At 60.1% G+C, this 26192-nt stretch carries 25 protein-coding genes; 7 read left to right on the forward strand and 18 right to left on the reverse strand.

Annotation, left to right across the window (positions count from 1 at the left end):
- Positions 1-57 precede the first annotated feature (57 nt).
- The 11 genes from M511_RS12650 to rph all read right to left on the reverse strand — a co-directional run bounded on the left by M511_RS12650 (position 58) and on the right by rph (position 9319).
- Positions 58-1860: a methanol/ethanol family PQQ-dependent dehydrogenase gene (locus M511_RS12650; RefSeq protein WP_010392133.1), complete on the reverse strand. Its 1803-nt coding sequence runs from the start codon at positions 1858-1860 to the stop codon at positions 58-60.
- A 189-nt stretch (positions 1861-2049) separates the two neighbouring features.
- A complete protein-coding gene (gene fghA / locus M511_RS12655) occupies positions 2050-2889 on the reverse strand; it encodes an S-formylglutathione hydrolase (RefSeq protein ID WP_010392131.1) in 840 nt (279 codons plus the stop codon).
- Entirely contained in the window at positions 2886-3404 is a 519-nt protein-coding gene (locus M511_RS12660; RefSeq protein WP_010392129.1) for a GNAT family N-acetyltransferase, read from the reverse strand. The genes fghA and M511_RS12660 overlap by 4 nt, the downstream gene beginning before the upstream one ends.
- A 13-nt stretch (positions 3405-3417) precedes the next feature.
- On the reverse strand, positions 3418-4053 hold the full coding sequence (locus M511_RS12665; protein WP_029371233.1) for an ATP-dependent Clp protease proteolytic subunit: 636 nt from the start codon (positions 4051-4053) through the stop codon (positions 3418-3420).
- A 75-nt stretch (positions 4054-4128) separates the two neighbouring features.
- A complete protein-coding gene (locus tag M511_RS12670; RefSeq protein ID WP_010392127.1) occupies positions 4129-5256 on the reverse strand; it encodes an S-(hydroxymethyl)glutathione dehydrogenase/class III alcohol dehydrogenase in 1128 nt (375 codons plus the stop codon).
- A gap of 99 nt (positions 5257-5355) precedes the next feature.
- Positions 5356-5940, reverse strand: coding sequence for an S-(hydroxymethyl)glutathione synthase (gene gfa, locus M511_RS12675; RefSeq protein ID WP_010392124.1), 585 nt, complete (start codon positions 5938-5940; stop codon positions 5356-5358).
- A 120-nt stretch (positions 5941-6060) separates the two neighbouring features.
- Positions 6061-6414 (reverse strand): YbaN family protein, encoded by a 354-nt coding sequence (locus M511_RS12680; RefSeq protein ID WP_010392123.1) that lies wholly within the window; start codon positions 6412-6414, stop codon positions 6061-6063.
- Positions 6415-6416: 2 nt separating this feature from the next.
- Positions 6417-7628, reverse strand: coding sequence for a radical SAM family heme chaperone HemW (hemW, locus tag M511_RS12685; protein WP_139824585.1), 1212 nt, complete (start codon positions 7626-7628; stop codon positions 6417-6419).
- An 8-nt stretch (positions 7629-7636) separates the two neighbouring features.
- Positions 7637-8011: a RidA family protein gene (locus tag M511_RS12690; protein ID WP_029371229.1), complete on the reverse strand. Its 375-nt coding sequence runs from the start codon at positions 8009-8011 to the stop codon at positions 7637-7639.
- Complete coding sequence (rdgB, locus tag M511_RS12695; RefSeq protein ID WP_085502379.1) at positions 8004-8609, reverse strand: RdgB/HAM1 family non-canonical purine NTP pyrophosphatase; 606 nt, start codon at positions 8607-8609, stop codon at positions 8004-8006. Before rdgB ends, M511_RS12690 begins: the two co-directional genes overlap by 8 nt.
- Positions 8597-9319 carry a ribonuclease PH gene (gene rph / locus M511_RS12700; RefSeq protein WP_010392113.1) on the reverse strand — a complete coding sequence of 241 codons (723 nt, stop codon included), beginning with the start codon at positions 9317-9319 and terminating at the stop codon, positions 8597-8599. Before rph ends, rdgB begins: the two co-directional genes overlap by 13 nt.
- An 86-nt stretch (positions 9320-9405) precedes the next feature.
- Here rph and hrcA point away from each other — a divergent pair, with 86 nt between their 5' ends.
- Both hrcA and M511_RS12710 read left to right on the forward strand, forming a co-directional pair.
- Positions 9406-10461 (forward strand): heat-inducible transcriptional repressor HrcA, encoded by a 1056-nt coding sequence (gene hrcA, locus M511_RS12705; protein ID WP_010392110.1) that lies wholly within the window; start codon positions 9406-9408, stop codon positions 10459-10461.
- A gap of 7 nt (positions 10462-10468) precedes the next feature.
- Complete coding sequence (locus tag M511_RS12710) at positions 10469-11011, forward strand: nucleotide exchange factor GrpE (RefSeq protein ID WP_010392108.1); 543 nt, start codon at positions 10469-10471, stop codon at positions 11009-11011.
- Positions 11012-11129: 118 nt separating this feature from the next.
- On the opposite strand, the gene M511_RS12715 is transcribed toward M511_RS12710, so the two are convergent.
- The 7 genes from M511_RS12715 to M511_RS12745 all read right to left on the reverse strand — a co-directional run bounded on the left by M511_RS12715 (position 11130) and on the right by M511_RS12745 (position 18360).
- A complete protein-coding gene (locus M511_RS12715; protein ID WP_085502380.1) occupies positions 11130-12008 on the reverse strand; it encodes a ParB/RepB/Spo0J family partition protein in 879 nt (292 codons plus the stop codon).
- A gap of 9 nt (positions 12009-12017) precedes the next feature.
- Positions 12018-12794 carry a ParA family protein gene (locus M511_RS12720; RefSeq protein ID WP_010392105.1) on the reverse strand — a complete coding sequence of 259 codons (777 nt, stop codon included), beginning with the start codon at positions 12792-12794 and terminating at the stop codon, positions 12018-12020.
- A complete protein-coding gene (gene rsmG / locus M511_RS12725; protein ID WP_085502381.1) occupies positions 12787-13374 on the reverse strand; it encodes a 16S rRNA (guanine(527)-N(7))-methyltransferase RsmG in 588 nt (195 codons plus the stop codon). The genes M511_RS12720 and rsmG overlap by 8 nt, the downstream gene beginning before the upstream one ends.
- Positions 13368-15230 (reverse strand): tRNA uridine-5-carboxymethylaminomethyl(34) synthesis enzyme MnmG, encoded by a 1863-nt coding sequence (mnmG, locus tag M511_RS12730; RefSeq protein WP_085502382.1) that lies wholly within the window; start codon positions 15228-15230, stop codon positions 13368-13370. Before mnmG ends, rsmG begins: the two co-directional genes overlap by 7 nt.
- An 8-nt stretch (positions 15231-15238) precedes the next feature.
- Complete coding sequence (mnmE, locus tag M511_RS12735) at positions 15239-16498, reverse strand: tRNA uridine-5-carboxymethylaminomethyl(34) synthesis GTPase MnmE (RefSeq protein ID WP_085502383.1); 1260 nt, start codon at positions 16496-16498, stop codon at positions 15239-15241.
- A 16-nt stretch (positions 16499-16514) separates the two neighbouring features.
- Positions 16515-17786: a transcription termination factor Rho gene (gene rho, locus M511_RS12740; protein ID WP_010392096.1), complete on the reverse strand. Its 1272-nt coding sequence runs from the start codon at positions 17784-17786 to the stop codon at positions 16515-16517.
- A gap of 127 nt (positions 17787-17913) precedes the next feature.
- Positions 17914-18360 (reverse strand): CopD family protein, encoded by a 447-nt coding sequence (locus M511_RS12745; protein WP_010392094.1) that lies wholly within the window; start codon positions 18358-18360, stop codon positions 17914-17916.
- 583 nt (positions 18361-18943) lie between these two features.
- On the opposite strand from M511_RS12745, the gene M511_RS12750 reads away from it, so the two are divergent.
- From M511_RS12750 to M511_RS12775, 5 genes are all read left to right on the forward strand, one after another.
- Entirely contained in the window at positions 18944-20182 is a 1239-nt protein-coding gene (locus M511_RS12750; protein ID WP_010392092.1) for an aromatic ring-hydroxylating oxygenase subunit alpha, read from the forward strand.
- Positions 20182-21258 carry an FAD-binding oxidoreductase gene (locus M511_RS12755; protein ID WP_085502384.1) on the forward strand — a complete coding sequence of 359 codons (1077 nt, stop codon included), beginning with the start codon at positions 20182-20184 and terminating at the stop codon, positions 21256-21258. The genes M511_RS12750 and M511_RS12755 overlap by 1 nt, the downstream gene beginning before the upstream one ends.
- Before the next feature lie 161 nt (positions 21259-21419).
- The gene (fdnG, locus tag M511_RS12765) at positions 21420-24503 is read left to right on the forward strand and encodes a formate dehydrogenase-N subunit alpha (protein ID WP_139824586.1); all 3084 of its coding nucleotides are present in this window, start codon (positions 21420-21422) and stop codon (positions 24501-24503) included.
- Complete coding sequence (gene fdxH, locus M511_RS12770; protein ID WP_085502386.1) at positions 24500-25498, forward strand: formate dehydrogenase subunit beta; 999 nt, start codon at positions 24500-24502, stop codon at positions 25496-25498. Before fdnG ends, fdxH begins: the two co-directional genes overlap by 4 nt.
- A complete protein-coding gene (locus M511_RS12775) occupies positions 25498-26184 on the forward strand; it encodes a formate dehydrogenase subunit gamma (protein ID WP_085502387.1) in 687 nt (228 codons plus the stop codon). The genes fdxH and M511_RS12775 overlap by 1 nt, the downstream gene beginning before the upstream one ends.
- Positions 26185-26192 lie beyond the last annotated feature (8 nt).

Below are 26192 nucleotides of genomic sequence, written 5' to 3' on the forward strand. Positions count from 1 at the left end.
GGTTACCCCTGGGGCGATATGTTTCGAGCTCACTTTTCGGTTTTCTGCACCAAAGTATTAACCCGGCAGCTCGAACACGGTCAGCTGACCGCCCAGTTCGGTGTATTGTGACAGCGAGGCATAGCCGCCGACGGCGCCAAGACCGTCGTTGGGGTTGGTCAGGCCCGCCGCAAGGCCGATCCCGGCCCAACCGCCGACGCCCGACAGGACGCCGATGTACTGTTTGCCGCCATGCTCATAGGTCATGATGTTACCGATGACGCCCGAGGGGGTCTTGAACTTGTAAAGCTCATCGCCCGTTTCGGCATCGACCGCCTTCAGATAGCCCTCAAGCGTGCCATAGAAGACCACGTTGCCGGCCGTCGCCAGAGCGCCCGACCAGACCGAGAACTGTTCCGGGATCGACCATTTGATCTCGCCCTTGACGTTGTCCCAGGCGATAAAGTTGCCCATGCCGCCATGGCTGTTCGGGGCAGGGTACATCGACAGCGTCGCGCCGACATAGGGCTGACCGGCGCTATAGGCGACGCGGAACGGCTCATAGTCCATGCAGACGTGGTTCGTCGGGACGTAGAACAGGTTCGTCTTGGGCGAGAAGGCCGCCGGCTGCTGGTCTTTCGTGCCAAGCGCCGCCGGGCAGACGCCGGTGGTGTTGGTGTCTTCGCCGTTCTGGTCGGTCGAGTATTCGGCGACCACGGCCGGGCGGCCATAGGTTTCCGAATTCGGGTCCATATCGACGCCGGTGGTCCAGTTCACCGCCGGATCGTATTTTTCGGCCACCAGCAGTTCGCCCGATTCGCGATCCAGCGTGTAGGCGAGACCGTTGCGGTCAAAGTGGGTCAGCAGCTTGCGTTCCTGACCGTCGATGGTCTGGTTGGTCAGGATCATCTCGTTGACGCCGTCATAGTCCCATTCGTCATGGGGCGTCATCTGATAGAACCACCTGGCCACGCCGGTATCGGCATCACGCGCCATGATGGTCATCGACCACTTGTTGTCGCCCGGACGCTGAGCCGGGTTCCAGGTCGAGGGGTTGCCGGTGCCATAGTAGATCAGGTTCAGCTCGGGGTCATAGGAATACCAGCCCCAGGTGGTGCCGCCGCCGATCTTCCACTGATCACCTTCCCAGCTGCTCAGCGAGCTGTCCTTGCCGACCGGTTTGCCCAGATGGGTGGTCTTTTCCGGGTCGACGAGGAGTTCTTCGTCCGGGCCGGTCGACCAAGCCTTCCACACCTCTTTGCCGTCAGCAAGGCTGTAGGCCGTCACCCGGCCGCGCACGCCGTATTCGCCGCCCGAGACACCGACGATGACCTTGTCCTTGACCGGCATCACGGTCGCGGTGTTCGTCTCACCAATGGCGGGATCGCCGGTCTTGACCGACCATTTCACCTCGCCAGTCTTGGCATCAAGAGCAACCAGGGTCGTGTCAGCCTGATGCAGCAGAATCAGGCCATCGGCATAGGCCACGCCGCGGTTCACGGTGTCGCAGCACATCACCGCGATGACGTTCGGATCCTGTTGCGGCTGATAGCGCCACAGGATCTTGCCGTTGTCGTTCAGATCCAGTGCATAGACGTTGTTCGGAAACGGCGTGTGGACATACATGATGTCGCCGATCACCAGCGGCGAGCCTTCGTGCCCGCGCAGCACCCCGGTCGAGAAGGTCCACGCTACCCGCAGGTCCTTGACGTTATCCTTGTTGATTTTGTCCAGCGTCGAATAACGCGTGTTCGCGTAGTCGCCCGTCTGGATCGCCCATTGCTCGGGCTTGGCAATCTCGGCCAGCACACTGTCATTGGCCAGCGCCGGGACGCCGGACAAGAGCAGCGCAAGACAGGCACTGTTCATCAGCTTTTTCATGAATTTTCCTCCGCCATGACGGTGACTGCGCGTCTCCTCCCGCGCGGGCACCTTCTGTAGGCCAAGGTTCAGGCCCAGCTGGCTTCACGTCAACGCGAGCGGCTGGCTGTTTGGACCAAAGTATTAGGGAAATTAGGTAATAGGTATGGGGCAAACGCCCTGCCCCATACTGTCGAAATCGCCCGGACCTCAGCCCAGCCGTTCAGCGTGCCACTGGATGTGGTCGGCCATGAAGGTCTGCACAAAGAAATAGCTGTGGTCATACCCCTGCTGCATGCGGAAGCAGCCGGGCTGACGACGCCCGGTCATCGCATGGGCCAGCGCCTCGGGCTTGAGCAGGTCAAGGAACTGGTCGTCCGTGCCCTGATCGATCAGGATTTCGCCCGGATAGCCGCGCTCGCGCATCAACAACGTCGAGTCATGGCCCCGCCATGCCGCCTTGTCCGCCCCCAGATAGGCGGTCAGCTGCTTGCGGCCCCAGTCAGATTCGCTGGGGTTGGCGATCGGGGCAAAGGCCGAAACGGACTTGTAACGCTCGGGGAATGTCATCGCGATGGTCAGCGCCCCATGCCCGCCCATCGAATGGCCGGTAATGCCCTGCGCATCACGATCAAGCGCGAAGTTGTTAAAGACCAGTTCGGGCAGTTCATGGGTAACATAGTGCCACATGCGGAAATGCGGTGCCCAGGGCGCCTCGGTCGCATCGACATAAAAACCCGCGCCCTGCCCCAGATCATAAGCCGGATCATCAGCCACCCCTTCGCCACGCGGAGAGGTGTCGGGAAAGATCAGCGCGATTCCAGCCTCGGCCGCCCATTCCTGTGCGCCGGCCTTGGTCATGGCGTTTTCATGCGTGCAGGTCAGGCCCGAGAGGTACCAAAGCACCGGCACCTTACGATTCCTGGCCTCTGGCGGCAGATAGACCGCAAAGGTCATGGCCGTACCGGTCGCCTGCGACTGGTGGCGATAGACGCCCTGAATGCCGCCAAAGCTGCGGTTCTCCGAGAGGGTTTCATAGGCCAGCGTCATGAGTTCTTCCCTTCTGTCAGGTCGTGGAACATGACCAGCGCGTCGACATAGCCATGTCGGGGATGAAGAAACGCGCCGGGCAGGCGGCCGACAATGGCGAAACCTGCTTTCTGCCACGAATGAACGGCATCGGAATTGGTCGACACCACGAAATTGAACTGCATCGCCCGGAAACCCTGCGTACGCGCCCAGTCCTTGGCATGGGTAACCAGCCGGCTGGCGATACCACGACCGCGCGCCTCGGGGTGGGTGGCAAAGCTTGCATTTGCCACATGCGATGCAGGACCGGGCCGGTTGCGGCCGACGTGACTGGCGCCCAGCACCTTGCCGTCCAGTTCAGCGACAAAAGCGGTAAAGGGCGCGGCGAACCAGTCGGCCAGCGCCTCTTCCCGCGTGATGTCAGTCGGGATGCAATAGGTTTCGCCTGCACGATAGACAGGCTCAAGGATCGTCCAGATCGCCTCATGATCCGCAGGCGTTGCGGGACGGATCAGGATATCAGCCCCGCCCCGCATCAATGCGTTCCCTTCATTTCAGCTCATCCACCGAGCGGATGACCTTGCCCAGCAGACCGTAATCCAGCGCCTCTTGCGTGTTCAGCCAGAAATCACGCTGGGTGTCTTTTTCGATCCGCTCGACCGTCTGGCCGGTGGCATCAGCAAAGATCCGGTTCAGCCGATCGAGCATCAGGCGCATCTGTTCGGCCTGAATCATGATGTCGCTGGAAGTTCCGCCGATCCCACCCGAGGGCTGATGCAGAAGGAAACGGGTGTTGGGCAGGCAGTAACGGTTTTCCCGCTCGGCACCGACAAAGATCAGCGCCCCGGCCGAGACCACCCAGCCCGAGCCGATAGTGCGCACGGTCGGACGGATGAACTTGATCACGTCATGGATCATGTCGCCGGATTCGACATGACCGCCGGGCGAGCTGATCAGCATGTTGATCGGGGCGTCGCTGTCCTCGGCCAGGGCCAGCAGATGCGCCACGGTGCGTTGCGCCAGCTTGTCGGTGATCTGACCGGCAACGATTACCGTACGGGACTTGAAATAGAGCTTGCCGAGCCGGTCGCCTTCGGGAAGGCCAAGCCCTTCGTCCTTCTGGCCCTCCTGGCGGCGCTCGTCCTCGTTGTCGTCATCGTCGTCCAGGCGGAAGTGCTTTACCATGATCGGTCCTTTCATGTTGACGGCGGGACCGGTTTCCCGCCCCCGCCGTCCTTTTACCTAAGCAGGCCTTTACGATCAGTAAAGGACGACCGAGCGGATAGACTCGCCCCGGTGCATCAGATCAAAGCCTTTGTTGATCTCATCCAGCGTCAGGGTGTGGGTGATCATCGGGTCGATCTCGATCTTGCCTTCCATGTACCAGTCGACGATCTGCGGCACATCGGTGCGGCCGCGGGCGCCGCCAAAGGCCGTGCCCTTCCACACCCGGCCGGTGACAAGCTGGAACGGACGGGTGCTGATTTCGGCCCCCGCCGGCGCAACGCCGATAACGACCGAGACACCCCAGCCGCGATGGGTGCATTCCAGCGCATCGCGCATCACCTTGACGTTGCCGGTGCAGTCAAAGCTGTAATCCGCGCCGCCGATCTGGTCGAAGGGCGTCTTGGTGACGTTGACGATTTCCTGCACCACGTTTTCGCAGTTCTTCGGGTTGATGAAATGGGTCATCCCGAAACGCTCGGCCATCGGTTTTTTGTCGTCGTTCAGATCGACACCGATAATCATGTCAGCCCCGGCAAGGCGCAGCCCCTGAATCACGTTCAGGCCGATGCCGCCAAGACCAAAGACAACCGCCTTGGCACCGATTTCGACCTTGGCGGTGTTGATCACCGCACCGATGCCAGTGGTGACGCCGCAGCCGATGTAGCAGATCTTGTCGAAAGGCGCATCCTCGCGCACCTTGGCCACCGCGATTTCGGGCAGCACGGTGTAGTTCGAGAAGGTCGAGCAGCCCATGTAGTGATAGATCGGCGTACCGTCGAGCATGCTGAAACGGCTGGTGCCGTCGGGCATGAGCCCCTGACCCTGCGTGGCGCGGATCGCGGTGCAGAGGTTCGTCTTGCGCGACAGGCAGGACGGACATTGGCGGCATTCAGGGGTGTAAAGCGGGATGACGTGATCCCCCGGCTTGACCGAGGTGACGCCGGGACCGACCTCGACCACGACGCCCGCACCTTCGTGACCAAGGATCGAGGGAAAGATCCCTTCGGGATCAGCGCCCGAAAGGGTGAATTCGTCGGTGTGGCAAATGCCGGTCGCCTTGATCTCGATCATCACTTCGCCCGCCTTGGGGCCCTCGAGATTGACTTCCATGACTTCCAGCGGCTTGCCGGCTTCCAGCGCGACGGCGGCACGGGTTCTCATATCACATTCTCCTTAAGTGTCGGCCCTGGGCCTGCTGTTTTCTCATGGATTCGGGGGCCGGTAAACCGACCCCCGCCATCTGTCACGACCGTCGGACACTCAGGCGGCAAGAACGCCCGAGCGCTTGGCGATATGGGTGGCAATCGCATCCATCAGCGGCGGCGACAGCGCGTCATAGGGTTCCAGCCCCAGTTCACGCAGTCGGGCGCGGATCGCGTCCATGCGGCTGGGATCGACGCCCGATTCAATGACCGAGCTGACAAAGGCCGCAAACTCGGGTTGCGACCAGCCGTCCTCATCCGACAGTTCGGTATGGACAAAGTCCAGCCCATAGAAGGGATGGTCCTTGTTTTCGATCCGGCCATACATATGCGCACCGCACCCTTTGCAGCGATGACGCTGGATCGGCGCCTCGGCGTTCACGATCTCAAGCTTGTCGGCGCCTTGCACCACCTCAAGCGCATCGCGGCTGACGACCGCGACCTGTGAAAAGATCGCGCCCTCGGGCTTCCAGCATTTGGTGCAGCCGCAGACGTGGTTATGCGCGGTTTGCGCGCGAATCGCGACCCGGACCGGATCGGTGCTGCACTTGCAATGCAACTCCCCACCCGAGAAGCCGGGTCTGGCCGGTTTGATGCCGTTATCCACGGCGGGATGTATCTTCACCCCCGAAGTATCCACCATAGTCCCGTTCTCCCCCTCAAAGCTGATGGGTCGAGGTTCGCGCGGCACCCGCTTGGGAACAAGTGGGCAAAAGGTTGTATTCGCTGGCAGTCCGGCTGCGTAGCCGGACGGGGCCGCACCTCATACCTCGGGCCGGGTGACAAGCCAGAGGCCGATCACCGCGCAAATCAGCGTCTGGGCGGCGACAAGCCGGGGATCAAGTCCAAGCCACAGCGACCAGCAAACACCGGCTGACATGGCAGCAACCGCCCAGATCTTGGCGGCGCGCCCGATGACGCCACGCTTGCGCCAGGCGCGGATCGGGGGCCCAAAGCGCGGATCGCGCATGATCCGGGCGCTGATGCGCGGGGACGAGCGCGCAAAGGCCCAGACCGCGACCAAAAGGAACGGCACCGTCGGCATGACCGGCAAGAACACCCCGATCACGCCCAGTGTCAGGGCGAGCCAGCCCACGGAAAGCCAAAGATAGCGCATTTTTATCCTGCCAGTTCGCGCAGGATCGCGTTCAGCACCGGCCGTCCGGCCTCGGTCGCCATCAGCCGGTCACCTTCGACAGAAATCAGCCCCAGTTCGGTCAGATGCGCCAGCCGCGCCTGCGGCAGTTCAGCCCCATGGGCAAGATAACGCGACATCTCCATCCCCTCGGACAGACGCATCGACATCAAAAGATACTCCAGCGCCCGGTCGGCAAGACCAAGAGCCTCGCGCCCGCTTTCACCGTTGCCCCGCGACTCGACCGCCTCAAGCCAGGCCGCAGGGGCGCGATGGGCCTCGGTCGCCCAGCGGCCCGAGGGCAAGGTCAACCGGCCATGCGCGCCGGGACCCGCTGCCGCCCAGTCGCCCTGCCGCCAATAGATCAGGTTATGGCGGCTTTCCGAGCCAGGCCGGGCGTGGTTCGAGATTTCATAGGCGGGCATCCCGGCAGCAGCGCAGACCTCTTGCGTATCAAGATACATATCCGCCGAAAGATCATCATCCGGCAGGCCCCTGAGCCCACCCTTGGCGTGACGTGCGCCAAAGGCCGTGCCGGGCTCAATCGTCAACTGATAGGCCGAGAGGTGATCGACCGCCATGCCAAGAGCCTGCGTCAGCTCGCGCCGCCAATGGGCGCGATCCTGATCCTGACGGGCATAGATCAGGTCAAAGCTGACCCGCGTGAAGCAATCCCGCGCGATATCAAAGGCGGCGCGGGCCTCGGCCGCTGAATGCATTCGGCCCAGACGGCGCAGATCCTGGTCATTCAGCGCCTGCACACCCATCGACAGGCGATTGACCCCCGCCGCAGCATAGGCGCAAAAACGGCCCATCTCGACACTGGTCGGATTGGCCTCAAGCGTGATCTCGATGTCATTGGCAAAGGGCCAGGCCTCGCGGGCGGCCTCGATCACACCGGCGACGGTTTCAGGCGCCATCAGGCTGGGCGTGCCACCGCCGAAAAAGATGCTGTTCAGAACGCGGCCCGGGATCTCATCGCCCAGACGCGTGATTTCACGCCGATAGGCGGCAAGCCAGCGGCCCTGGTCTATCACCGCCGCGACATGGCTGTTGAAATCGCAATAAGGGCATTTGGCTGCGCAAAAGGGCCAGTGAACGTAAAGGCCAAAGCCCCCGGCCCGCCAGTCCTCGGCCAGCGTGGCGGCGGGATGCGCGGTGCCGTCTGGCGCAAAGGCTGGCGCGGGGGCTGGCATGGATTGGGTCATTCCCGATAGGCGGTCACTTCGATCTCGACCTTCATTTCGGGTCTGATGAGCCCCGCTACAACCATTGTCGCGGCAGGTAACGCATCCTTCATCGCTTCGCCCAGAACCGGGGTAATCTCATCAATGATCCGGGGATCGGTGATCGTGTATTGCACCCGCACGATATCAGCGGGCGCAAAACCGGCCTCGGCCAGCGTGGCAAAGATGGTGGCAAATGCGTTACGCGCCTGATCTGCCGCACTTTCCGGCATGGTCATGGCCGTGTAATCATAGCCCGTGGTTCCCGAAACAAAGCACCACGGCCCCCTGACCACCGCACGGCTGTAGCCAAGTGCGGCCTCAAAGGGGGAACCGGTCGAGATTCTACGCAAGGAACGCCTCCAATTGACGAAAGGCGCGGGCGCGATGGCTGATCGCGTTCTTTTGCTCGGCAGGCATTTCGGCATAGGTCACGTCATGACCTTCGGGCACAAAGATCGGGTCGTATCCATGGCCCTGTTCCCCACGCGGCGGCCAGACCAGATGGCCCGGAGCGACACCCTCAAAGATCTCTTCATGCCCGTCAGGCCACAGTAGGATCAGCGTAGCGCGGAATTGGGCGGTGCGTGGCTCGGGCACGCCGCGTTCATCAAGCTCGCGCCAGGTACGTGTCATGGCCTGCATGAAATCGCGCCCGTTCGGCGTCTCGGCCCAATCGGCGGTATAGACGCCGGGTGCACCATCAAGCCCGTCAACCGTGATCCCACTATCATCGGCAAGCACCGGCAGGCCAGTCGCCTGCATCGCGGCCAGCGCCTTGATGCGGGCATTACCGATAAAGCTGTTTTCGGTCTCGGCGGGTTCGGGCAGACCCAGCTCTCCGGCGCTGACGACCTCGATCCCGTGCGGGGCCATCATGGCGCGGATCTCTTCAAGCTTGCCGCGATTATGGGTGGCAAGCAGCAGCCTTCTTTCGGTCAGCTTGCGCATGAGATCGCCTCGTTCTGGGCACGGACCAGTTCGGCGACGCCTGCCTCGGCAAGATCAAGCAGCTGGTTCATCTCGGACCGGGTAAAAGTCGCGCCCTCGGCCGACATCTGCACCTCGATCAGGCGGCCCGCGCCGGTCATGATGAAATTGCCGTCCGTGCCTGCCTCGCTGTCCTCGGCATAGTCCAGATCCAGCACCGCCTGACCGGCATAGATCCCGCAGGACACCGCAGCGACATGGTCCATGATCGGATCAGAGGTGATGATCCCGGCCTTGAGCAGTCGGTTGACCGCCAGCCGCAGCGCCACCCAGCCACCGGTGATCGAGGCGCAGCGCGTGCCGCCATCAGCCTGGATCACGTCGCAGTCGATGACGATCTGCCGCTCGCCAAGGGCGCGGCGATCGACGCCGGCGCGCAGGGCGCGTCCGATCAGGCGCTGGATTTCCTGAGTGCGGCCCGATTGGCGGCCCGCCGCAGCCTCGCGCCGGTTGCGGCTGTTCGTGGCGCGCGGCAGCATTCCGTATTCCGCCGTCACCCAGCCCTGTCCCGAACCCTTAAGAAAAGGCGGCGCCTTATCCTCGATCGTGGCCGAGCAAAGCACGCGCGTATCGCCACAAGAGATCAGGCACGAGCCCTCGGCGTGGCGCAAAACCCCGGTTTCGATTGAAATCGGGCGCATATCACTTAAATTCCTGCCTGAGGGACGCATCTTTCATTCCTTTCGGGGGTTTTGCTGTTCAGATACAGGTCTGACGCTATCGACTGCAACCCGTGAACGACCTGACCAGATTGCCAATGCCTGAAACTCCGCTGCTATCCGATCTGAACGACCGCTCGCGCGAAGTGTTTCGGCGCGTGGTCGAAGCCTATCTCGCCACTGGTGAGCCCGTCGGCTCACGCACGCTGACCCGGGAAATGACCGAAAAAGTCAGCGCAGCAACAATCCGCAATGTGATGCAGGACCTTGAGCTTCTGGGCCTGCTTGATCACCCGCACATCTCGGCCGGACGCATGCCGACCCAGCTGGGGCTGCGGCTGTTCGTCGACGGGCTGATGGAGGCCGGTCCGGTCTCGTCCACTGATCGCGAGATGATCGAGGAAACGCTTGGCGATGAAAGCGGCGACACCGGCGCGATGCTTGACCGGGTCAGTACGGCACTGTCGGCGCTGACGCAGGGTGCCTCGCTGGTGCTGATGCCCAAGCAAGAGGCCCCTGTCCGGCATATTGAGTTCATCGGCCTTGCGGCCGACCGGGCGCTGGTCGTGCTGGTCTTTGCCGATGGTCGGGTTGAGAATCGTATATTTACCCCCCCGCCCGGCCATACCGCCAGCGCCATGCGCGAAGCAGCGAATTTCCTCAATACCGTGGCCGAGGGCCGCACACTGGCCGAACTGCGGCGCAGTGTCGCACAGGAGATCGAGGCAAGCCGCCGTCAGCTGAACAGCATGGCGGCCGAGCTTGCGTCCTCGGGCCTCGCAATGTGGGACGGGGAAAACAACGATCCGCGCCTGATCGTGCGTGGACGCGCCAATTTGCTGGCCCATGAACAGGCCGATCTGGACCGCGTCCGCCGGCTTTTCGACGATCTGGAGCGCAAGCGCGACATCGCCGAGTTTCTGGAACTGGCCGAGCAGGGTGAGGGTGTGCGTATTTTCATCGGCTCGGAAAACAAGCTTTTTTCACTTTCCGGTTCCTCTCTGGTCGTTTCGCCCTATATGAATGCCGACCGGAAGATTGTTGGCGCGGTCGGTGTAATCGGTCCGACGCGGCTGAACTATGGCCGCATCGTCCCGATCGTGGACTATACTGCGCAGCTTGTCGGCCGGGTGATCTCTGGCCGGAAAGGATGATGAGGATATGACAAAGGAAAACGCGAACGGCAGCCCGCTGGACGAGGAAACCATCGACCCGCTGGCCGATGAACAGGCCTCGCCCGATGTCGAGGCTCTGATCGCCGAACGGGACGACTATCGCGACCGGTTTATCCGCGCGCTTGCCGATGCAGAGAATGCCCGCAAACGCGCCGACAAGGACCGCCGCGAAGCCGAGCAGTACGGCGGCTCGCGACTTGCGCGTGACCTTTTGCCGGTACATGACGCACTGACCCGCGCCCTGGAGGCCGCCGGCGAAGAGCAGCGCGCCGCGGCAGCCGCACTGATCGAAGGCGTGGAGTTGACCCTGCGCGAGCTGAACAACGTCTTTGCCAAGCACGGAATTCAGGTCATTACCCCCGAAATCGGCGAGAAATTCGACCCGCAGAAACATGAGGCGATGTTTGAGGCGCCGGTTCCCGGCACCATCGCCGGCAATATCATTCAGGTTATGGATAACGGTTTCATGCTGCATGACCGTCTGCTCCGCCCGGCCAAGGTTGGCGTCAGTTCAACCCCTGCCAGCTAGGAACTACCCGTCTTCCCAGACAAAACCCCCGGGAGCTAACCCCGGGGGTTTTTTCATGCGTAATTGATTGATCTGGCTGGTTTTGTGGGAATATAGGCCAAATATACCAGATATAGTATCAGTTCCCGGCAAGAATCTGGCAAAGACGATCAAGCTGATCAAGGTCGCGATAGGAAATCACCAGCTGACCTCCGTCAGTTCCCGAGTGACTGATCGTCACTTTCATCTTCAGATGCGCGCTCAGATCACCCTCAAGGGCGCGGGTGTCTGCGTCCTTTTCCTGCTTGGGCGCCCTGGGCTTCTGGGCCCTCGGACCCTCGGCTTGCCGGCGAACCAGTTCTTCGGTTTCGCGCACCGACAGGTTCTTTTCAATCACCCTGCGTGCCAGTTCAACCGCATTCGGCGCAGTGATCAGGGCACGGGCGTGACCGGCAGTCAGTTTGCCTTCTTTGAGCCAGGCCTGAATCTGATCGGGCAGGTTCAACAGGCGAAGCAAGTTGGCGATATGGCTGCGGCTTTTGTTCAGTGCTTCGGCCAGCTTTTCTTGCGTATGGCCGAAACGCTCCATGAGCTGGCGATACGAGCTCGCCTCCTCGATCGCGTTCAGATCTGCGCGCTGAATGTTCTCGACAATCGCAACTTCCAGCACTTCGGTATCGTTCAGGTCACGAACGATGACTGGAACTTCATGCAGCTGGGCAATCTGTGCTGCACGCCAGCGACGTTCGCCGGCGACAATCTGGTAAAGCCCCCGATCAGTCGGATGCGGACGCACGATCAGCGGCTGCAGCATGCCGCGGTGGCGAAGCGAATCGGCCAGCTCCTGCAGCGCCTCAGGCGCAAAACTGCGGCGGGGCTGGTCGGGGTTGGGGGTGATCTGTTCGACCGGAAGCATCTGGCGCGGTGCCGGACGCTCGGACGGAATCAGGTCCACATCGGCCATCAGCGCCGAGAGGCCACGGCCAAGACCACGTCTTTCTACCCTGTTCTCTACCATGATTCCTCCTCAGGCGGTCGCTAATTGACGGGACAAGAATTCCTTTGCCAGCTCACGATAGGCCTGGCTTCCTTTGGAATTCGGATCGTAATGCAGCACTGGCTTTGCATGAGAAGGCGCTTCGGACAAGCGGACATTACGCGGAATCACCGTGCGATAGACAAGGCCAGACAGGGTGTTACGCGCATCAGCCTCAACCTGCTGGGACAGGTTGTTGCGGCTGTCGGCCATGGTCAAAAGCACGCCTTCGATCCGTAAATCGGGATTGGCGGTCTGACGCACCTCGCGCACCGTCATCAAAAGCTGCGACAGCCCTTCAAGCGCGTAGAATTCTGCTTGCAGCGGTACCAGCACACTATGCGCAGCCACCATCGCGTTAACCGTCAGCAGTCCAAGCGCCGGCGGACAGTCGATCAGGATATAGTCGAATTCCATCGTACCCGAAAGCTTGCGCCGCAAAAGCTGCGTTCGGCCGGCACGACTGGACAGCTCAAGATCCGCTGAGGCCAGATCACGGTTTGACGGCACGATTTGCAGGTCGGAAATATCGGTGTCTTGAAGGGTGTCCTGAAGTGTCTGCTCCCCGGTCAGCAGATCATAAGAGGTAAGCTCGCGCTCTTCCAGCGGCACACCTAATCCTGTGGATGCATTGCCCTGAGGATCAAGGTCTATGATTGCAACCTTCTGCCCCTGCTCGGCCAGCGCCGCACCCAAGTTGATGGCCGTGGTGGTTTTACCAACCCCACCCTTCTGGTTTGCAACGGCAATAATGCGAGTATCAAGCATGGCGAATTCCCGTGATCTCCAGAATGGCCGCGTCAGGATCTGTCGCGCTTGGGTGTGCTTTCAGGTCAAATGACCAGTCTTTCCGGGCCTCGGATACCTCGGCTTGCCAGTTACGACCCTTCATCAACCAGGCAGTTCCATCAGTTTCCAGATGCCGTTCCACATATGACATGAGGCGTGGAAGAGGGGCAAGCGCCCTTGCACTGACATGCGCTGCTTCGAGCCGATCCAGAGCTTCGATACGCTGGGAGATCACCTGCGCATTTTTCAACGACAGCTCACGTATCGCAGTACGAAGAAAGGATGCTTTCCGCTGATCACTTTCGACCATCGTTACATTCAGATCGGGGCGAGCAATGGCTAAGACAACAGCCGGTAAACCGCCTCCGCTACCTAAATCCACCCATTTTCCCTGTGCCCCAACTGAAGCCTCAGCCAGATGGGTGCAATCCGCGATATGGCGGGATTCGATCTGATCGACCGTCGAGGGGGCGATCAGATTGATAGCGGGATTCCACTTCCGTAGCAGCGCGGCATAACCCGCCAACTGCCCGGCTGTTTCACGTGAAACACTCAGCATGCTTTTTGGCGCATCCCAGTACGTATAACGGCGAGAATGAGTGTCAAAGCTGCCGGGGTCATCCCCTCAATTGTCGCTGCTGCAGCCAGACTAGTTGGCTGATGTTGTTTGAGCTTTGATTTCAGTTCATTCGATAGCCCAGAGAGGGCATCATAATCAAAGTCAGTCGGGATAGCGACGGCTTCTTCCTTGCGCAACAGCTCAGCATCCCGACTCTGGCGATCCGCATATTGATGATACAGCGCATCAACGGCCAGCTGCTTGATGGTCGCTGCATCGTACGAACTAAGCTCCTGATCAAGTTCAAGTACTTGATCTTGAGGGATTTCATGCTGCCCCAAGAGAGAGAACAAACTGCGGCGCACGCCATCCTGACGAACCTCGATTCCTGCCCGCCGCAGATCCGAAGGAGAGAGGGTGATCGCTTCCGCACGCTGGCGGGCAAGAGTATAGCGTCTCTGCTTCTCGGCAAAAGCGGCCTGACGTTCTTGTCCCACGCATCCGGTTTCGATCCCGAGTGAGGTAAGCCGTTGATCGGCATTATCGGCACGAAGCGACAGTCGGAACTCTGCCCGCGAGGTGAACATGCGGTAGGGTTCGCTTACCCCGCGGGTAACCAGATCGTCGATCATCACCCCAATATAGCTTTGCGACCGGCTGAAATGCAGCGGACCCCTGCCCTGAGCTTTCAGCGCAGCGTTTAGGCCAGCAACCAGCCCCTGGGCGGCCGCTTCCTCATAGCCGGTAGTGCCGTTGATCTGTCCGGCAAGGAACAAGCCCGTTAACGCTTTGGCCTCTAGCGCCGGGGTAAGGGCGCGCGGATCTACGTAGTCATATTCCACAGCATAGCCAGGCTGGACGATTTCGGCCTGCTCCAAGCCGCGAATCGAGCGAACATAGGCAATCTGTACTTCTTCCGGAAGGGAAGTTGAGATGCCGTTCGGATAGACCAGATCGCTGTCCAGCCCCTCTGGTTCAAGGAAAATCTGATGCGAATCTTTGTCAGCAAAGCGGACAATTTTATCCTCGATCGAGGGACAATAGCGCGGCCCGACGCCATCGATTCGTCCCCCGTACATCGCCGAACGACCGAGGTTTTCGCGGATCACCCGGTGGGTTTCAGTATTGGTGTGGGTGACTGCGCAACTGATTTGCTGAACCATTGGCGCTGAGTTCAGGTAAGAGAACATCGTCGGCTCGTCATCGCCGGGCTGCTGGTCGAGACTATCCCAGTCAATACTTCTGCGGGCAATGCGCGGCGGCGTCCCGGTTTTCAACCGACCCAGAGGCAGGTCCAAGGGCTTCAGCGAAGCCGCAAGTGAGACAGAGGCAGAGTCACCCCAACGGCCTGCCTGTTTGGTAACCTCTCCGATATGGATCAGCCCATTGAGGAAAGTCCCGGTCGTCAGAATAATCTGTCGGGACAGAAGCTCCCGCCCATCCGCCAGCCGCAGCCCGACAACCTGGCCATTTTCTTGAACTAATTCAGCCGCTTCTCCCAGAAGAACGGACAATCCCGATTGCGCTGCAACCGCTTGCCCCGCCGCCTGACGGTAGAGTTTGCGATCAGCCTGCGCGCGCGGCCCCTGCACAGCGGGACCTTTGCGACGATTAAGAAGGCGGAACTGGATTCCAGCTGCATCTGCCAATCGCCCCATAATCCCGTCCAGTGCATCAATTTCTCGCACCAAATGACCTTTTCCAAGACCACCTATTGCAGGATTGCAGGACATAGTGCCGATATCGGTCTGGTTCATCGTCACCAGAGCCGTTTCGACGCCCATACGGGCAGCGGCCATGGCGGCCTCGACGCCGGCATGGCCTCCACCAATCACGATTACGTCGTAATGTTTCACGTGAAACTCTACTTTCCGATGCAGAACGAGCTGAAGATCTCGTCCAGATAATCCTCGGCCCCGACCCTGCCAACCATCATCGCCAAAGCTTGAGCTGCCTGACGCAACCCTTCTGCAAGCAGCTCTGGCGCCATATGTTTGTTAACTTCCAAAGCAAGCAGTGCTCGCTGCAAAGCTTCTGCTTGGCGACGATGACTGACCAGACCTGAATCAGCAGCCCTGACTCGCAGGCGATCATAAACCATATCCAAAAGCTCTGCGACCCCTTCCCCGGTCATGGCCGAAATCGCCATTCCCTCACCTTGTCCCAGATCGGATTTGGAGCGAATGACAATATCTCCGTCCTTCACCTCCTCGACAGGCATGCCATCGACCGAAAGATGAATACGCAGATCAGCCTCTTCAGCGCGCTTCAGAGCTCTGGCCACGCCCATCGCCTCGACCGGATCACTGCTTTCACGCAAACCAGCCGTGTCCAGGAAAGTCACCGGCAGGCCACGCAGGTCAGTGCGCAGCTCAAGAATATCCCGTGTTGTCCCCGCAATATCGGAAACCAAGGCTACTTCGCGCTGTCCGATCCGGTTCAACAGTGTGGATTTACCAGCATTCGGAGGACCAATAATCGCTACCTCATAACCCTGACGCAGCCGTTCAGTGGCAGGATAAGTTGCAAGCATCTGCTGAATATCCAACCGCACTTTATCGATCAGATCAAAGACCTCTTCGGGAACATCCTCGGGAACATCCTCATCAACAAAATCTATGCTGGCCTCAACCAGAGCTCCGGCCCGGATCAACCCCGAGCGCAGCTCGTCAGCTTTCTGCCCAAGCTCCCCCTCAGTCGCCCGCATGGCAAGTTTGCGCTGCGCCTCGGTCTCGGCTGCCAAAAGATCTGCCAGACCTTCAGCCTCGGCAAGATCCATACGGCCGTTCAGGAATGCACGCCTGGTGAACTCACCTGCCTCAGCCCGCCGCAGACCACGTGCCAGCAAAGCCTGAGTCAGCCGGTTCACTATGATCGGTGCACCGTGAATATGCAGCTCGGCCACTTCTTCGCCGGTAAAGCTGTGCCCTTCCTCGAACCATAGAACCAGGGCGCGGTCGATCAGATCTTCGCCATCCCTTAATGCGCGCAGCACCGCAATTCGTGGTGCTGCTATCGGTCCGGCAAGTGATTCCAGTGCCGCACGTGCCTTCGGCCCGCTCAGGCGGACAACCGAGACGCCTCCCCGACCGGGAGGCGTCGCCTCGGCAAAGATCGTGTCCACCGCATCCTCCGCGCCATCAGGCGTTCATTGAATCGAAGAACTCGCCATTGGTCTTGGTCTGCTTCAGCTTCGAGATCAGGAACTCGATCGCATCCGTTGTGCCCATCGGGTTCAGGATACGCCGCAGCAGATAGGTTTTCTGCAGATCTTTGGGATCGACCAGCAGTTCCTCTTTACGGGTGCCGGACTTAAGGATGTCCATCGCCGGGAAGACACGCTTGTCAGCGACTTTACGATCCAGAACGATCTCGCTGTTGCCAGTGCCTTTGAATTCTTCAAAGATCACCTCGTCCATGCGCGAACCGGTGTCGATTAGTGCTGTCGCGATGATGGTCAGCGAACCGCCCTCTTCGATATTCCGCGCCGCGCCAAAGAAGCGTTTTGGACGCTGAAGCGCATTCGCATCGACACCGCCGGTCAGAACTTTACCCGAACTGGGCACGACGGTGTTGAACGCCCTACCAAGTCTTGTGATCGAGTCGAGCAGGATGACAACATCTCGCTTATGCTCGACCAGACGCTTGGCCTTTTCGATCACCATTTCCGAAACGGCAACGTGACGGCTGGCCGGTTCGTCAAAGGTCGAGGAGATCACCTCACCCTTAACCGAACGCTGCATATCGGTCACCTCTTCCGGGCGCTCGTCGATCAACAGGACGATCAGATAGCACTCGGGATGGTTCTTTTCGATCGAATGCGCAATATTTTGCAACAGGACCGTCTTACCGGTGCGCGGCGGTGCAACGATCAGCGAACGCTGCCCCTTACCAATCGGCGCCACCAGATCAATGATCCGGGCCGAACGGTCTTTGATAGTCGGGTCTTCGATCTCCATCTTCAGCCGCTCATTGGGGTAAAGCGGGGTCAGGTTGTCAAAGGCGACCTTGTGACGGGCTTTGTCAGGATCCTCAAAATTGATCCGTTCTACTTTTGTCAGGGCGAAATAACGCTCATTCTCGCCGGGCGCACGGATCACGCCTTCGACCGTGTCACCGGTGCGCAGGCTGTGCTGGCGGATCATGTCGGGGCTGACATAAATATCATCAGGACCGGGCAGATAGTTCGCCTCGGGCGAGCGCAGGAAGCCAAAACCGTCCTGCACCACCTCAAGAACGCCGTCACCGCCGATTTCATAGCCTTCTTCGGCATGTTCTTTCAGCAACGAGAACATCATCTCGCCCTTGCGCATGGTCGAGGCGTTCTCGATTTCCCATTCCTCGGCCATGGCCAGCAGGTCAGCGGGGCTCTTGGCCTTGAGATCGGACAGATTGAGGCGTTCTTCGGTCATGTCTTGCCTATGGGCGAGCACCGCCTGGCACTCAGGCCGGCCGGCGCAGGAAAAATGTATCTGGAGAATCCCCGCCGGACGGCGGTTCCGGCTCACATAGGCAGAATTGGGCCGCGAGTCAATTCTTTCAGAACTTGACGATCACGGACAGGACAATAACCGCCATGAAAAGCGTCGGCAGCTCATTCATCATGCGATAGCTTCGCCCGCTCAGCCCTTTGCCTTGCAACAGTGCCTTGCGCTGACCAGCAAGCCACATGTGAAACCAGGTCATCCCGATGACGCCAAGGGCTTTGCTCCATGGCCAGATCATCGTCCAATCGACGATCCCCGGTGTCAGTACAAGGGCAAGCCCTGCCCCCCAACTGACGATCATCGCTGGATTCATGATCATCCGAAGAAGTTTTTCTTCCATGATTTCAAATGATTGAACAGGTTCATCGCCAATTCCCGCTCGTTCGGCATGATAAACGAACAGCCGAGGCAGATAGAACAGCCCCGCCATCCACGAAATCACTGCCATCACATGCAGTGATTTGATCCATGGATAAGCAAGGGACAGGAAATCAGTCATGAGGAACCTCCGGCACGCCTTCTCTCTATCAAAGAAAGAATGAAGATAAAGAAAGGATGTGGTTGTAATAAGGCCTGTGGATGACTGGAAATCATTGTTTCAGAGCAAAATTCCCCAGCTGAGATCCTCTGTGGAAAACAAGAGTCCTGATCCGCCTTCTTTGAAAATTTATCAATAAAACATAGAGATATAATATATCGTTCTGTGGATAAGTTTGTGAAAATTATTCTTTTCCACAGCTTGTGGAGGATTCCTCGTCAGTTTTGGACATGTGGAGAACCGATCTTCGTTCGTGCTCTGTTCGGGGCGGGAATGCGGGGATGGGAAAAGGGTGTGGGATCTCCACAGATTCGGCCCCCGGATGTCACGGAGTTATCCCCAGACTTGTTCCAAAGCTCTGCCCGACAGCTGCCTGCACGGTCCGCACAGGGATGGTTTATACTTGGTTGCTACCGGCAGCAGACGCGCCGGTACCCCTCCGATGTCTGTTTCCGTCATCCGAGCGTCGTATTTGGCGAATTACGCCGCCTCAAAGGGGTGCAATGCTTGGGTTGGGTTAGCTCTCTTGTGACGGAATCGAGCCATGTTGAACACAGCCGAAATTCTCAACCAGATCACCAACCGGCGAAAGGATCACGCCCTGACGCGTGATCTTTATTGCGATGAGGGAGTGTTCCAGGCGGATCTGGAACAGATCTGGTACAAAGAATGGATCTACGCCATCCCGGCCTGCGAGATCCCCAAGACCGGCAATTATGCCACCCTTCAGGTCGGTTCCTATCCGGTGCTGATCGTGCGCGGTGGTGATGGCAAAATCCGCGCCTTCCACAACGTTTGCCGCCATCGCGGCCAGCGCATCTGTTCCAAGCCGAACGGCTCGACCGCCAAACTGGTCTGCCCCTATCACCAGTGGACCTATGAGCTGGACGGCAAGCTGGTCTATGCCCGTGATATGGGCGACGACTTTGACGCCTCGAAATTCGGCCTCAAGCCTGTGCATTGCGTGGATCTCAGCGGCATGGTGTTCATCTGTCTTGCGCAGGTGCCGCCGGCGATTGCCGATCTGGCCAGCAAGCTTGCGACCTATCTCGCGCCCAGCGGACTTGCAGATGCCAAGGTCGCATTCTCGTCCAGCATTATCGAAAAGGGCAACTGGAAGCTGGTGATCGAGAATAACCGCGAATGCTACCATTGCGGCGGCAGCCATCCTTCGCTGTGCCGGACCTATTCTGACAACCCGCGCATGACAGCGATGGAAGGTCCCGACAGCGCCAGCCCCGAAATCCTTGAGCACTGGAACCGCTGCGAGGCGGCCGGCCTGCCCTCGCGCTTTATCAATCACCCGCGGATGCAGTGGCGTCTGGCGCGCATTCCGCTGTTGAACAACGCTGAAAGCTATACGCTCAGCACCAAGGCCGCGGTGTCAAAGCGGATGGGCCAGATGCCCTTCAACGATGCGGGCAGCCTGTTGTTCTTCCACTATCCCAACACCTGGAACCACTTCCTTGCCGATCATTCGATCGTGTTCCGCGTCCTGCCGCTAAGCCCGACGGAAACGCTGGTCACGACCAACTGGCTGGTTCACAAGGATGCGGTCGAAGGTCAGGATTACGACATCGAGACCCTGACCCGCGTCTGGCTGAACACCAATGACGAGGACCGCCAGGTGGTCGAGGAAAACCAGCGCGGCATCCTGTCGCCCGCCTATGAACCGGGTCCCTATTCGATGATCCAGGAAGAAGGCGTGGTCCAGTTCATCGACTGGTATTGCGACACGATGGCTGAACGTCTGTCCCCGACCCCGGCAATGGCGGCTGAATAATGGCAGTACTGGTCAAGGCATTCGGCGATAAGCCGTGGAAAGACGACGAACCGCTGGAATGCGCGATGGTGGTGCCCGAGACATCGGACACCGCCACCTTTACCTTCCGTTCGCCGTCAGGGGCGTGGTTCGACTATCAGCCCGGTCAGTTCATCACGCTTGATCTGCCCGTGCCCGGCGGCAATGTGCAGCGGACATATACGATCAGTTCAAGCCCTTCGCGGCCGCTGTCGATCTCGGTCACGGTCAAGGCGCAGCCGGGCAGCATCGGCACGCGCTGGATGCTGGACCATCTGCGGCCGGGGATGCGCATCAAGGCCTTTGGTCCGGCGGGTATTTTCTCGTTCGTCCGGCATGAGGCGTCGAAATACCTGTTCATCTCGGCGGGGTCGGGCATCACACCGATGATGTCGATGACCACATGGGCCTGGGATTCGGGTGAAATGCCCGACATCGTCTTTGTCCATGCGGCGCGGACGCCCAGCGACATCATCTTTCGCCAGCGGCTTGAGGGCATGGCGGACCGGGTGCCGGGGCTGCAACTGCGCTTTTCGGTCGAAGAGGGCGACCCCTTCCGCAGCTGGCACGGCTATCGCGGGCGGCTGAACCAGATCATGCTGGGCCTCATGGCCCCGGACTATCTGGAACGAGAGGTCTTTTGCTGCGGCCCCGAGCCGTTCATGCAGGCGGTGCGCGACATGCTGATCGCGCTTGGCTTTGACATGGACCGTTATCATCAGGAAAGCTTTGGCGCGCCGGTCCGTAATGAGACCGATGCCCCTGTGCTGGACGATGTTGTCCCTGATGAGGAAAGCGCGGCGCAGATCACTTTTTCGGCATCGGGCGTCACTGCGAAATGCCACGAGACGGACACCGTTCTGGCAGTTGCCAAGGCGAACGGGCTGAACATCCCCTCGGGCTGCACCTTTGGCCTTTGCGGGACCTGCAAGATCCGCAAAACCTCGGGCGAGGTGCATATGGTCCATAACGGCGGCATCACCGACGAGGATATCGAGGAAGGCTATATCCTTGCCTGCTGCTCACATCCCATCGGGGCGGTCGCCGTTGATGTCTAGAACGCAGGATCAGGGCAAAACCTGACGAAAAACCTGTATTTTTCAAAGGCGCGGGCGGTTCCTTGGGGGACCGCCCGTTCCCGTGCCTGCCTTGACATTTCTACCATACAGGGCGCATCCTCGAGGGTACCTATCTACTCGACAGGCAAAAGGAGGGCACGATGAACATCGACCTCTCGCGGCGCGGTTTTCTAAAACTGGCCGGCGCGGGTGTCGCGGCGACATCGCTTGGGGCCATGGGCTTCGGCGGGGCAGAGGCGGCAGAGCAGGCGCGGGTCCGTGCCTTCAAGCTGGCCTCGATGACCGAGACGCGCAACACCTGTCCCTATTGTTCGGTCGCCTGCGGCATCATCATCTATTCGAACGGTGATCTGAAGGCCGGCGAAGAGGCCAGGGTCGTGCATATCGAAGGCGATGCCGACCATCCGACCAACCGCGGCACGCTGTGCCCGAAAGGTGCGGCGCTGAAGGATTTCGTCAATGCCGAAACCCGGCTGACGACGCCGCGCATCCGGCGCCCCGGTTCGGCAACCTTCGAAGAGATTTCCTGGGAAGAGGCGCTGGACAAGATTGCCCGTGCCCTTAAGGACGACCGCGACGCCAATATGGTCCTGACCAATGATGATGGCGTGACGGTCAACCGCTGGACCTCGACCGGTTTTCTGGCTGCGTCGGCAACCACCAATGAAACCGCATGGCTGACCTACAAGACGGTCCGGGCCATGGGGATTGTCGGATTCGATAACCAGGCGCGCGTCTGACACGGCCCCACGGTGTCCAGTTTGGGCCCGACATTTGGCCGTGGAGCGATGACCAACTCCTGGACCGACATCAAGAATACCGACCTCGTGGTCGTCATGGGCGGCAACGCTGCCGAAGCGCATCCCTGCGGCTTCAAATGGGTGACCGAGGCCAAAGCCCACCGTGGCGCCAAGCTGATTGTGGTGGACCCGCGTTTCACCCGCACGGCTTCGGTGTCCGATTACTATGCGCCGATCCGCCCGGGTTCGGACATCGTTTTCCTCATGGCTTTGATCAACTGGATGATCCAGAACGACAAGGTCCAGTGGGAATATGTGAAGGCCTTTACCAACGCGCCCTTCATCGTGAAGGAGGGTTTCGGCTGGAACGACGGCCTGTTCACCGGCTATGACCCCGAAAAGCGGGATTACGACCGCTCAAGCTGGGACTATGTCCTCGGCGAGGACGGATATGCCGAGGTTGACCCGACGCTGGAGCATCCGCGCTGTGTCTGGAATCTGCTGAAAGAGCATGTCTCGCGCTATACGCCCGAACTGGTCGAGCAGGTCTGTGGCACGCCAAAAGATCGCTTCCTCAAGGTCGCCGAGATGATCGGAGAGTGCTCGGCCCCCGACAAGACCATGACCTCGATGTATGCTCTTGGCTGGACGCAGCACTCCAAGGGTTCGCAAAACATCCGCGGCATGGCGATGTTGCAGCTGATCCTTGGCAATATCGGTGTCCGGGGCGGCGGGATGAACGCCCTGCGCGGCCACTCTAACATCCAGGGTCTGACCGATATCGGTCTGATGTCGAACCTGATCCCGGGTTATCTGAATATCCCGACCGAAAAGGAACCGGACTGGCAGACCTATATGTCCAGCCGCAGCTTTAAGCCGCTGCGGCCGGGTCAGACCAGCTATTGGCAGAACTATCCCAAGTTCATGGTCAGCTTCATGAAGGCCATGTGGGGGGATGCGGCCACGGCCGAGAACGACTGGGCCTATCATTACCTGCCCAAGCTGGATGTGCCGACCTATGACATCCTGCGCATGTTCGAGCTGATGGATGCGGGCAAGGTCAACATCTATTTCTGTCAGGGCTTCAACCCGTTGCTGGCTTTCCCGAACCGGGGCAAGCTGACCTCGGCGCTGAGCAAGCTCAAGCTTCTGGTGGTGATGGACCCGCTGGCCACCGAGACGGCGCATTTCTGGGAAAACCACGGCGAACATAACGACGTGGACACCGCCTCGATTCAGACCGAGGTGCTGGAACTGCCCTCCAGCTGCTTTGCCGAGGACGACGGTGCGCTGGTCAACTCGGGCCGCTGGCTGCAATGGCACTGGGCTGCGGCGACGCCGCCCGGTCAGGCAAAGCACGACACCTGGATCATGGCGCAGATCTTCCTGCGCGTGAAAAAGCTGTATGAGGATGAAGGCGGGGTCTTCCCCGATCCGATCCTGAACCTGACCTGGGACTATGCCGACCCCGATGAGCCCTCGCCCGAAGAACTGGCCAAGGAACTGAACGGCAGGGCGCTGGAGGATGTCCGCGACACCGCCGACCCGGCCAAGGTTCTGACGGCCAGGGGCAAACAGCTGCTGAACTTTAGTCAGTATCGCGACGATGGCACGACCATGGGCGCCTGCTGGATTTATGCCGGCTGCTGGAACGAGGAAGGCAACAACATGGCCCGCCGGGACAATAATGACCCCGACGAGACCGGAGCCTATCCGAACTGGGCGTTCGCCTGGCCGCTGAACCGCCGGATCCTTTACAACCGCGCCTCTGCTGATGTGCAGGGCCGGCCCTGGGATCCGTCGCGCAAGCTGCTTGAGTGGGACGGCCAGAAATGGACGGGCTATGACGTGCCCGACATTGCCCCCGCCTCCAGGCCGGAAGAGGTCGGCCCCTTTATCATGAACCCCGAAGGCGTTTCGCGCCTGTTCACCCGGGGCATGATGCGGGACGGACCTTTCCCGACCCATATGGAGCCGTTCGAGTCGCCGATTGCCAACGTCTTTAACCCGGAGATGCGCGGCAACCCGGTGGCGCGGGTCTTTGCCAGCGATGCCGAGCAGTTCGCCACCAGTGACGAGTTCCCCTTTGTGGCGACCTCGTACCGGTTGACCGAGCATTTCCACTACTGGACCAAGCACAACCGCATCAACGCGGCCCTGCAGCCCGAATTCTTTGTCGAGATCAGCCGTGAGCTGGCCGCTGAAAAGGGCATTCAGCCTGGCGCTTCGGTACGGGTCTGGTCCAAGCGGGGCGAGGTCCGTGCCAAGGCGCTGGTGACCGGGCGACTAAAGCCCATGCAATGTGGCGACAAGCTGGTGCATGTCATCGGCATCCCGCTGCACTGGGGCTTTATGGGGGCAGCGCGCAAGGGCTGGGGGCCGAACAGCCTGACGCCCTTTGTCGGCGACGCCAACGTCGAAACGCCTGAATTCAAGGCGTTCCTGGTCAATATCGAACCCGCCACAGGGGAGGCCGTATCATGACGACGGATGCGAACCTCGATAGTCCGCGCACGGCGGTTTCAAACCCGCCTGTACAACCGATGCAGGCCAATCTGGGGCCGGGCGATGTCGTCCGCGCCTCGGCCATGCCTGATCTGCCGCCGCCGACGCGCGAGTTGACGCCGGTGGCCAAGCTGATCGACGTGTCGAAATGCATTGGCTGCAAGGCCTGCCAGTCAGCTTGCGCCGAGTGGAACGACACCTCACCCGAGATCGAACATAACGTCGGTCTCTATGAGAACCCGCATGATCTGACGCCCGACATGTTCACCCTGATGCGCTTCTCGGAATACGAGAACCCGCAGACGGGCGATTTCGAGTGGCTGATCCGCAAGGACGGCTGCATGCATTGCGCCGATCCGGGCTGTCTCAAGGCCTGCCCGGCGCCGGGCGCCATCGTGCAATACTCGAACGGTATCGTGGATTTCATTCACGAAAACTGCATCGGTTGCGGCTATTGTGTCACCGGCTGTCCCTTTAACATCCCGCGGGTCAGCAAGATCGATCACAAGAGCTATAAATGCACGCTCTGTTCGGATCGGGTGGCGGTGGGTCAGGGGCCGGCCTGTGCCAAGGCCTGTCCGACCCAGGCAATCGTCTTTGGCACCAAAGAGGATATGCTTGCCCATGCCGAAGCGCGGGTCGAGGATCTGAAATCGCGCGGCTATGACAATGCCGGCATCTATGATCCCGAAGGGGTTGGCGGCACGCATGTCTTTTACGTGCTGCACCACGCCGATCAGCCCTCGCTTTACTCGAACCTGCCCGAAGAGCCGCGCATCTCGCCGGTGGTTCAGGGCTGGAAGGGCGTGACCAAGACGCTGGGCCTTGCCGCCATCGGCGCTGCTGCTGTCGGCTCGGTCCTGCATGGGCTGCTTGCGCGCGCCAACAAGGTCTCGGCCGAGGATGAGGTCCATGCCGAAAAGCTGGTCGAGGGCAGCGAGTCCCCGACCACGCCAGAAAAGGGGGTGGTGTGATGTCGAGGCGTGTATTCTCGGCCAGGGGCGATCACATCGAAAGCCGCCGCCCGGTCACCGTCAGCCGTTATCGCGGCATCACCCGGCTGAACCACTGGGTGACGGCGGCCAGCCTGATCGTGCTGCTGGTCTCGGGGCTGGCGCTGTTTCACCCTTCGCTTTACTTCCTGACCGGCTTGTTCGGTGGGGGGCAGGTGACGCGCTGGCTGCATCCTTTCGTGGGTGTGCTGCTGTTTTTCAGCTTCCTGCTGCTGTTTTTGCAGATGTGGCGGCTGAACCTGCCCCGCCCCGAGGACCGGACCTGGGTCAGTCAGATCGGTGATGTCGTGCGCGGCGAAGAAGAGAAACTGCCTGAACTTGGCAAATACAATGCCGGGCAGAAATTCGTCTTCTGGGCCATGTCGGTGCTGATCGTGGTGCTGATCGTATCGGGGGTGATGATCTGGCAGGAATATTTCTCTGATCTGGTCACCATCCCGGTGCGGCGCTGGGCGGTGCTTGTCCATGCGCTTGCTGCGATTGCGATCATCCTGACCTTTATCCTGCATGTCTATGCGGCGATCTGGACCCGCGGCACGCTGCGCGCCATGACGCGTGGCACCGTGACCGGCGGCTGGGCCTGGCGACACCACCGCAAATGGTTGCGTGAACTGGCTGGACGCGGGGAAAGCGGCCCGGCAAAGTAGGCCCAAGC

It is taken from the genome of Paracoccus sp. J56, assembly GCF_019633685.1.
Classification (GTDB): domain Bacteria; phylum Pseudomonadota; class Alphaproteobacteria; order Rhodobacterales; family Rhodobacteraceae; genus Paracoccus; species Paracoccus kondratievae.

What these genes read in the sequence shown, in the direction of transcription:
- hemW (WP_139824585.1), bottom strand. Translation starts at nt 7,628, where the DNA reads ATGCCAGCCCCCGCGCCAGCCTTTGCGCCAGACGGCACCGCGCATCCC.
- rph (WP_010392113.1), bottom strand. Translation starts at nt 9,319, where the DNA reads ATGCGTCCCTCAGGCAGGAATTTAAGTGATATGCGCCCGATTTCAATC.
- rdgB (WP_085502379.1), bottom strand. Translation starts at nt 8,609, where the DNA reads ATGCGCAAGCTGACCGAAAGAAGGCTGCTGCTTGCCACCCATAATCGC.
- M511_RS12660 (WP_010392129.1), bottom strand. Translation starts at nt 3,404, where the DNA reads ATGCGGGGCGGGGCTGATATCCTGATCCGTCCCGCAACGCCTGCGGAT.
- M511_RS12710 (WP_010392108.1), top strand. Translation starts at nt 10,469, where the DNA reads ATGACAAAGGAAAACGCGAACGGCAGCCCGCTGGACGAGGAAACCATC.
- M511_RS12650 (WP_010392133.1), bottom strand. Translation starts at nt 1,860, where the DNA reads ATGAAAAAGCTGATGAACAGTGCCTGTCTTGCGCTGCTCTTGTCCGGC.
- M511_RS12680 (WP_010392123.1), bottom strand. Translation starts at nt 6,414, where the DNA reads ATGCGCTATCTTTGGCTTTCCGTGGGCTGGCTCGCCCTGACACTGGGC.
- M511_RS12665 (WP_029371233.1), bottom strand. Translation starts at nt 4,053, where the DNA reads ATGGTAAAGCACTTCCGCCTGGACGACGATGACGACAACGAGGACGAG.
- M511_RS12755 (WP_085502384.1), top strand. Translation starts at nt 20,182, where the DNA reads ATGGCAGTACTGGTCAAGGCATTCGGCGATAAGCCGTGGAAAGACGAC.
- gfa (WP_010392124.1), bottom strand. Translation starts at nt 5,940, where the DNA reads ATGGTGGATACTTCGGGGGTGAAGATACATCCCGCCGTGGATAACGGC.
- M511_RS12670 (WP_010392127.1), bottom strand. Translation starts at nt 5,256, where the DNA reads ATGAGAACCCGTGCCGCCGTCGCGCTGGAAGCCGGCAAGCCGCTGGAA.
- hrcA (WP_010392110.1), top strand. Translation starts at nt 9,406, where the DNA reads ATGCCTGAAACTCCGCTGCTATCCGATCTGAACGACCGCTCGCGCGAA.
- M511_RS12750 (WP_010392092.1), top strand. Translation starts at nt 18,944, where the DNA reads ATGTTGAACACAGCCGAAATTCTCAACCAGATCACCAACCGGCGAAAG.
- M511_RS12720 (WP_010392105.1), bottom strand. Translation starts at nt 12,794, where the DNA reads ATGCTTGATACTCGCATTATTGCCGTTGCAAACCAGAAGGGTGGGGTT.
- fghA (WP_010392131.1), bottom strand. Translation starts at nt 2,889, where the DNA reads ATGACGCTGGCCTATGAAACCCTCTCGGAGAACCGCAGCTTTGGCGGC.
- rho (WP_010392096.1), bottom strand. Translation starts at nt 17,786, where the DNA reads ATGACCGAAGAACGCCTCAATCTGTCCGATCTCAAGGCCAAGAGCCCC.
- M511_RS12775 (WP_085502387.1), top strand. Translation starts at nt 25,498, where the DNA reads ATGTCGAGGCGTGTATTCTCGGCCAGGGGCGATCACATCGAAAGCCGC.
- M511_RS12745 (WP_010392094.1), bottom strand. Translation starts at nt 18,360, where the DNA reads ATGACTGATTTCCTGTCCCTTGCTTATCCATGGATCAAATCACTGCAT.
- rsmG (WP_085502381.1), bottom strand. Translation starts at nt 13,374, where the DNA reads ATGCTGAGTGTTTCACGTGAAACAGCCGGGCAGTTGGCGGGTTATGCC.
- M511_RS12715 (WP_085502380.1), bottom strand. Translation starts at nt 12,008, where the DNA reads ATGGTAGAGAACAGGGTAGAAAGACGTGGTCTTGGCCGTGGCCTCTCG.
- fdxH (WP_085502386.1), top strand. Translation starts at nt 24,500, where the DNA reads ATGACGACGGATGCGAACCTCGATAGTCCGCGCACGGCGGTTTCAAAC.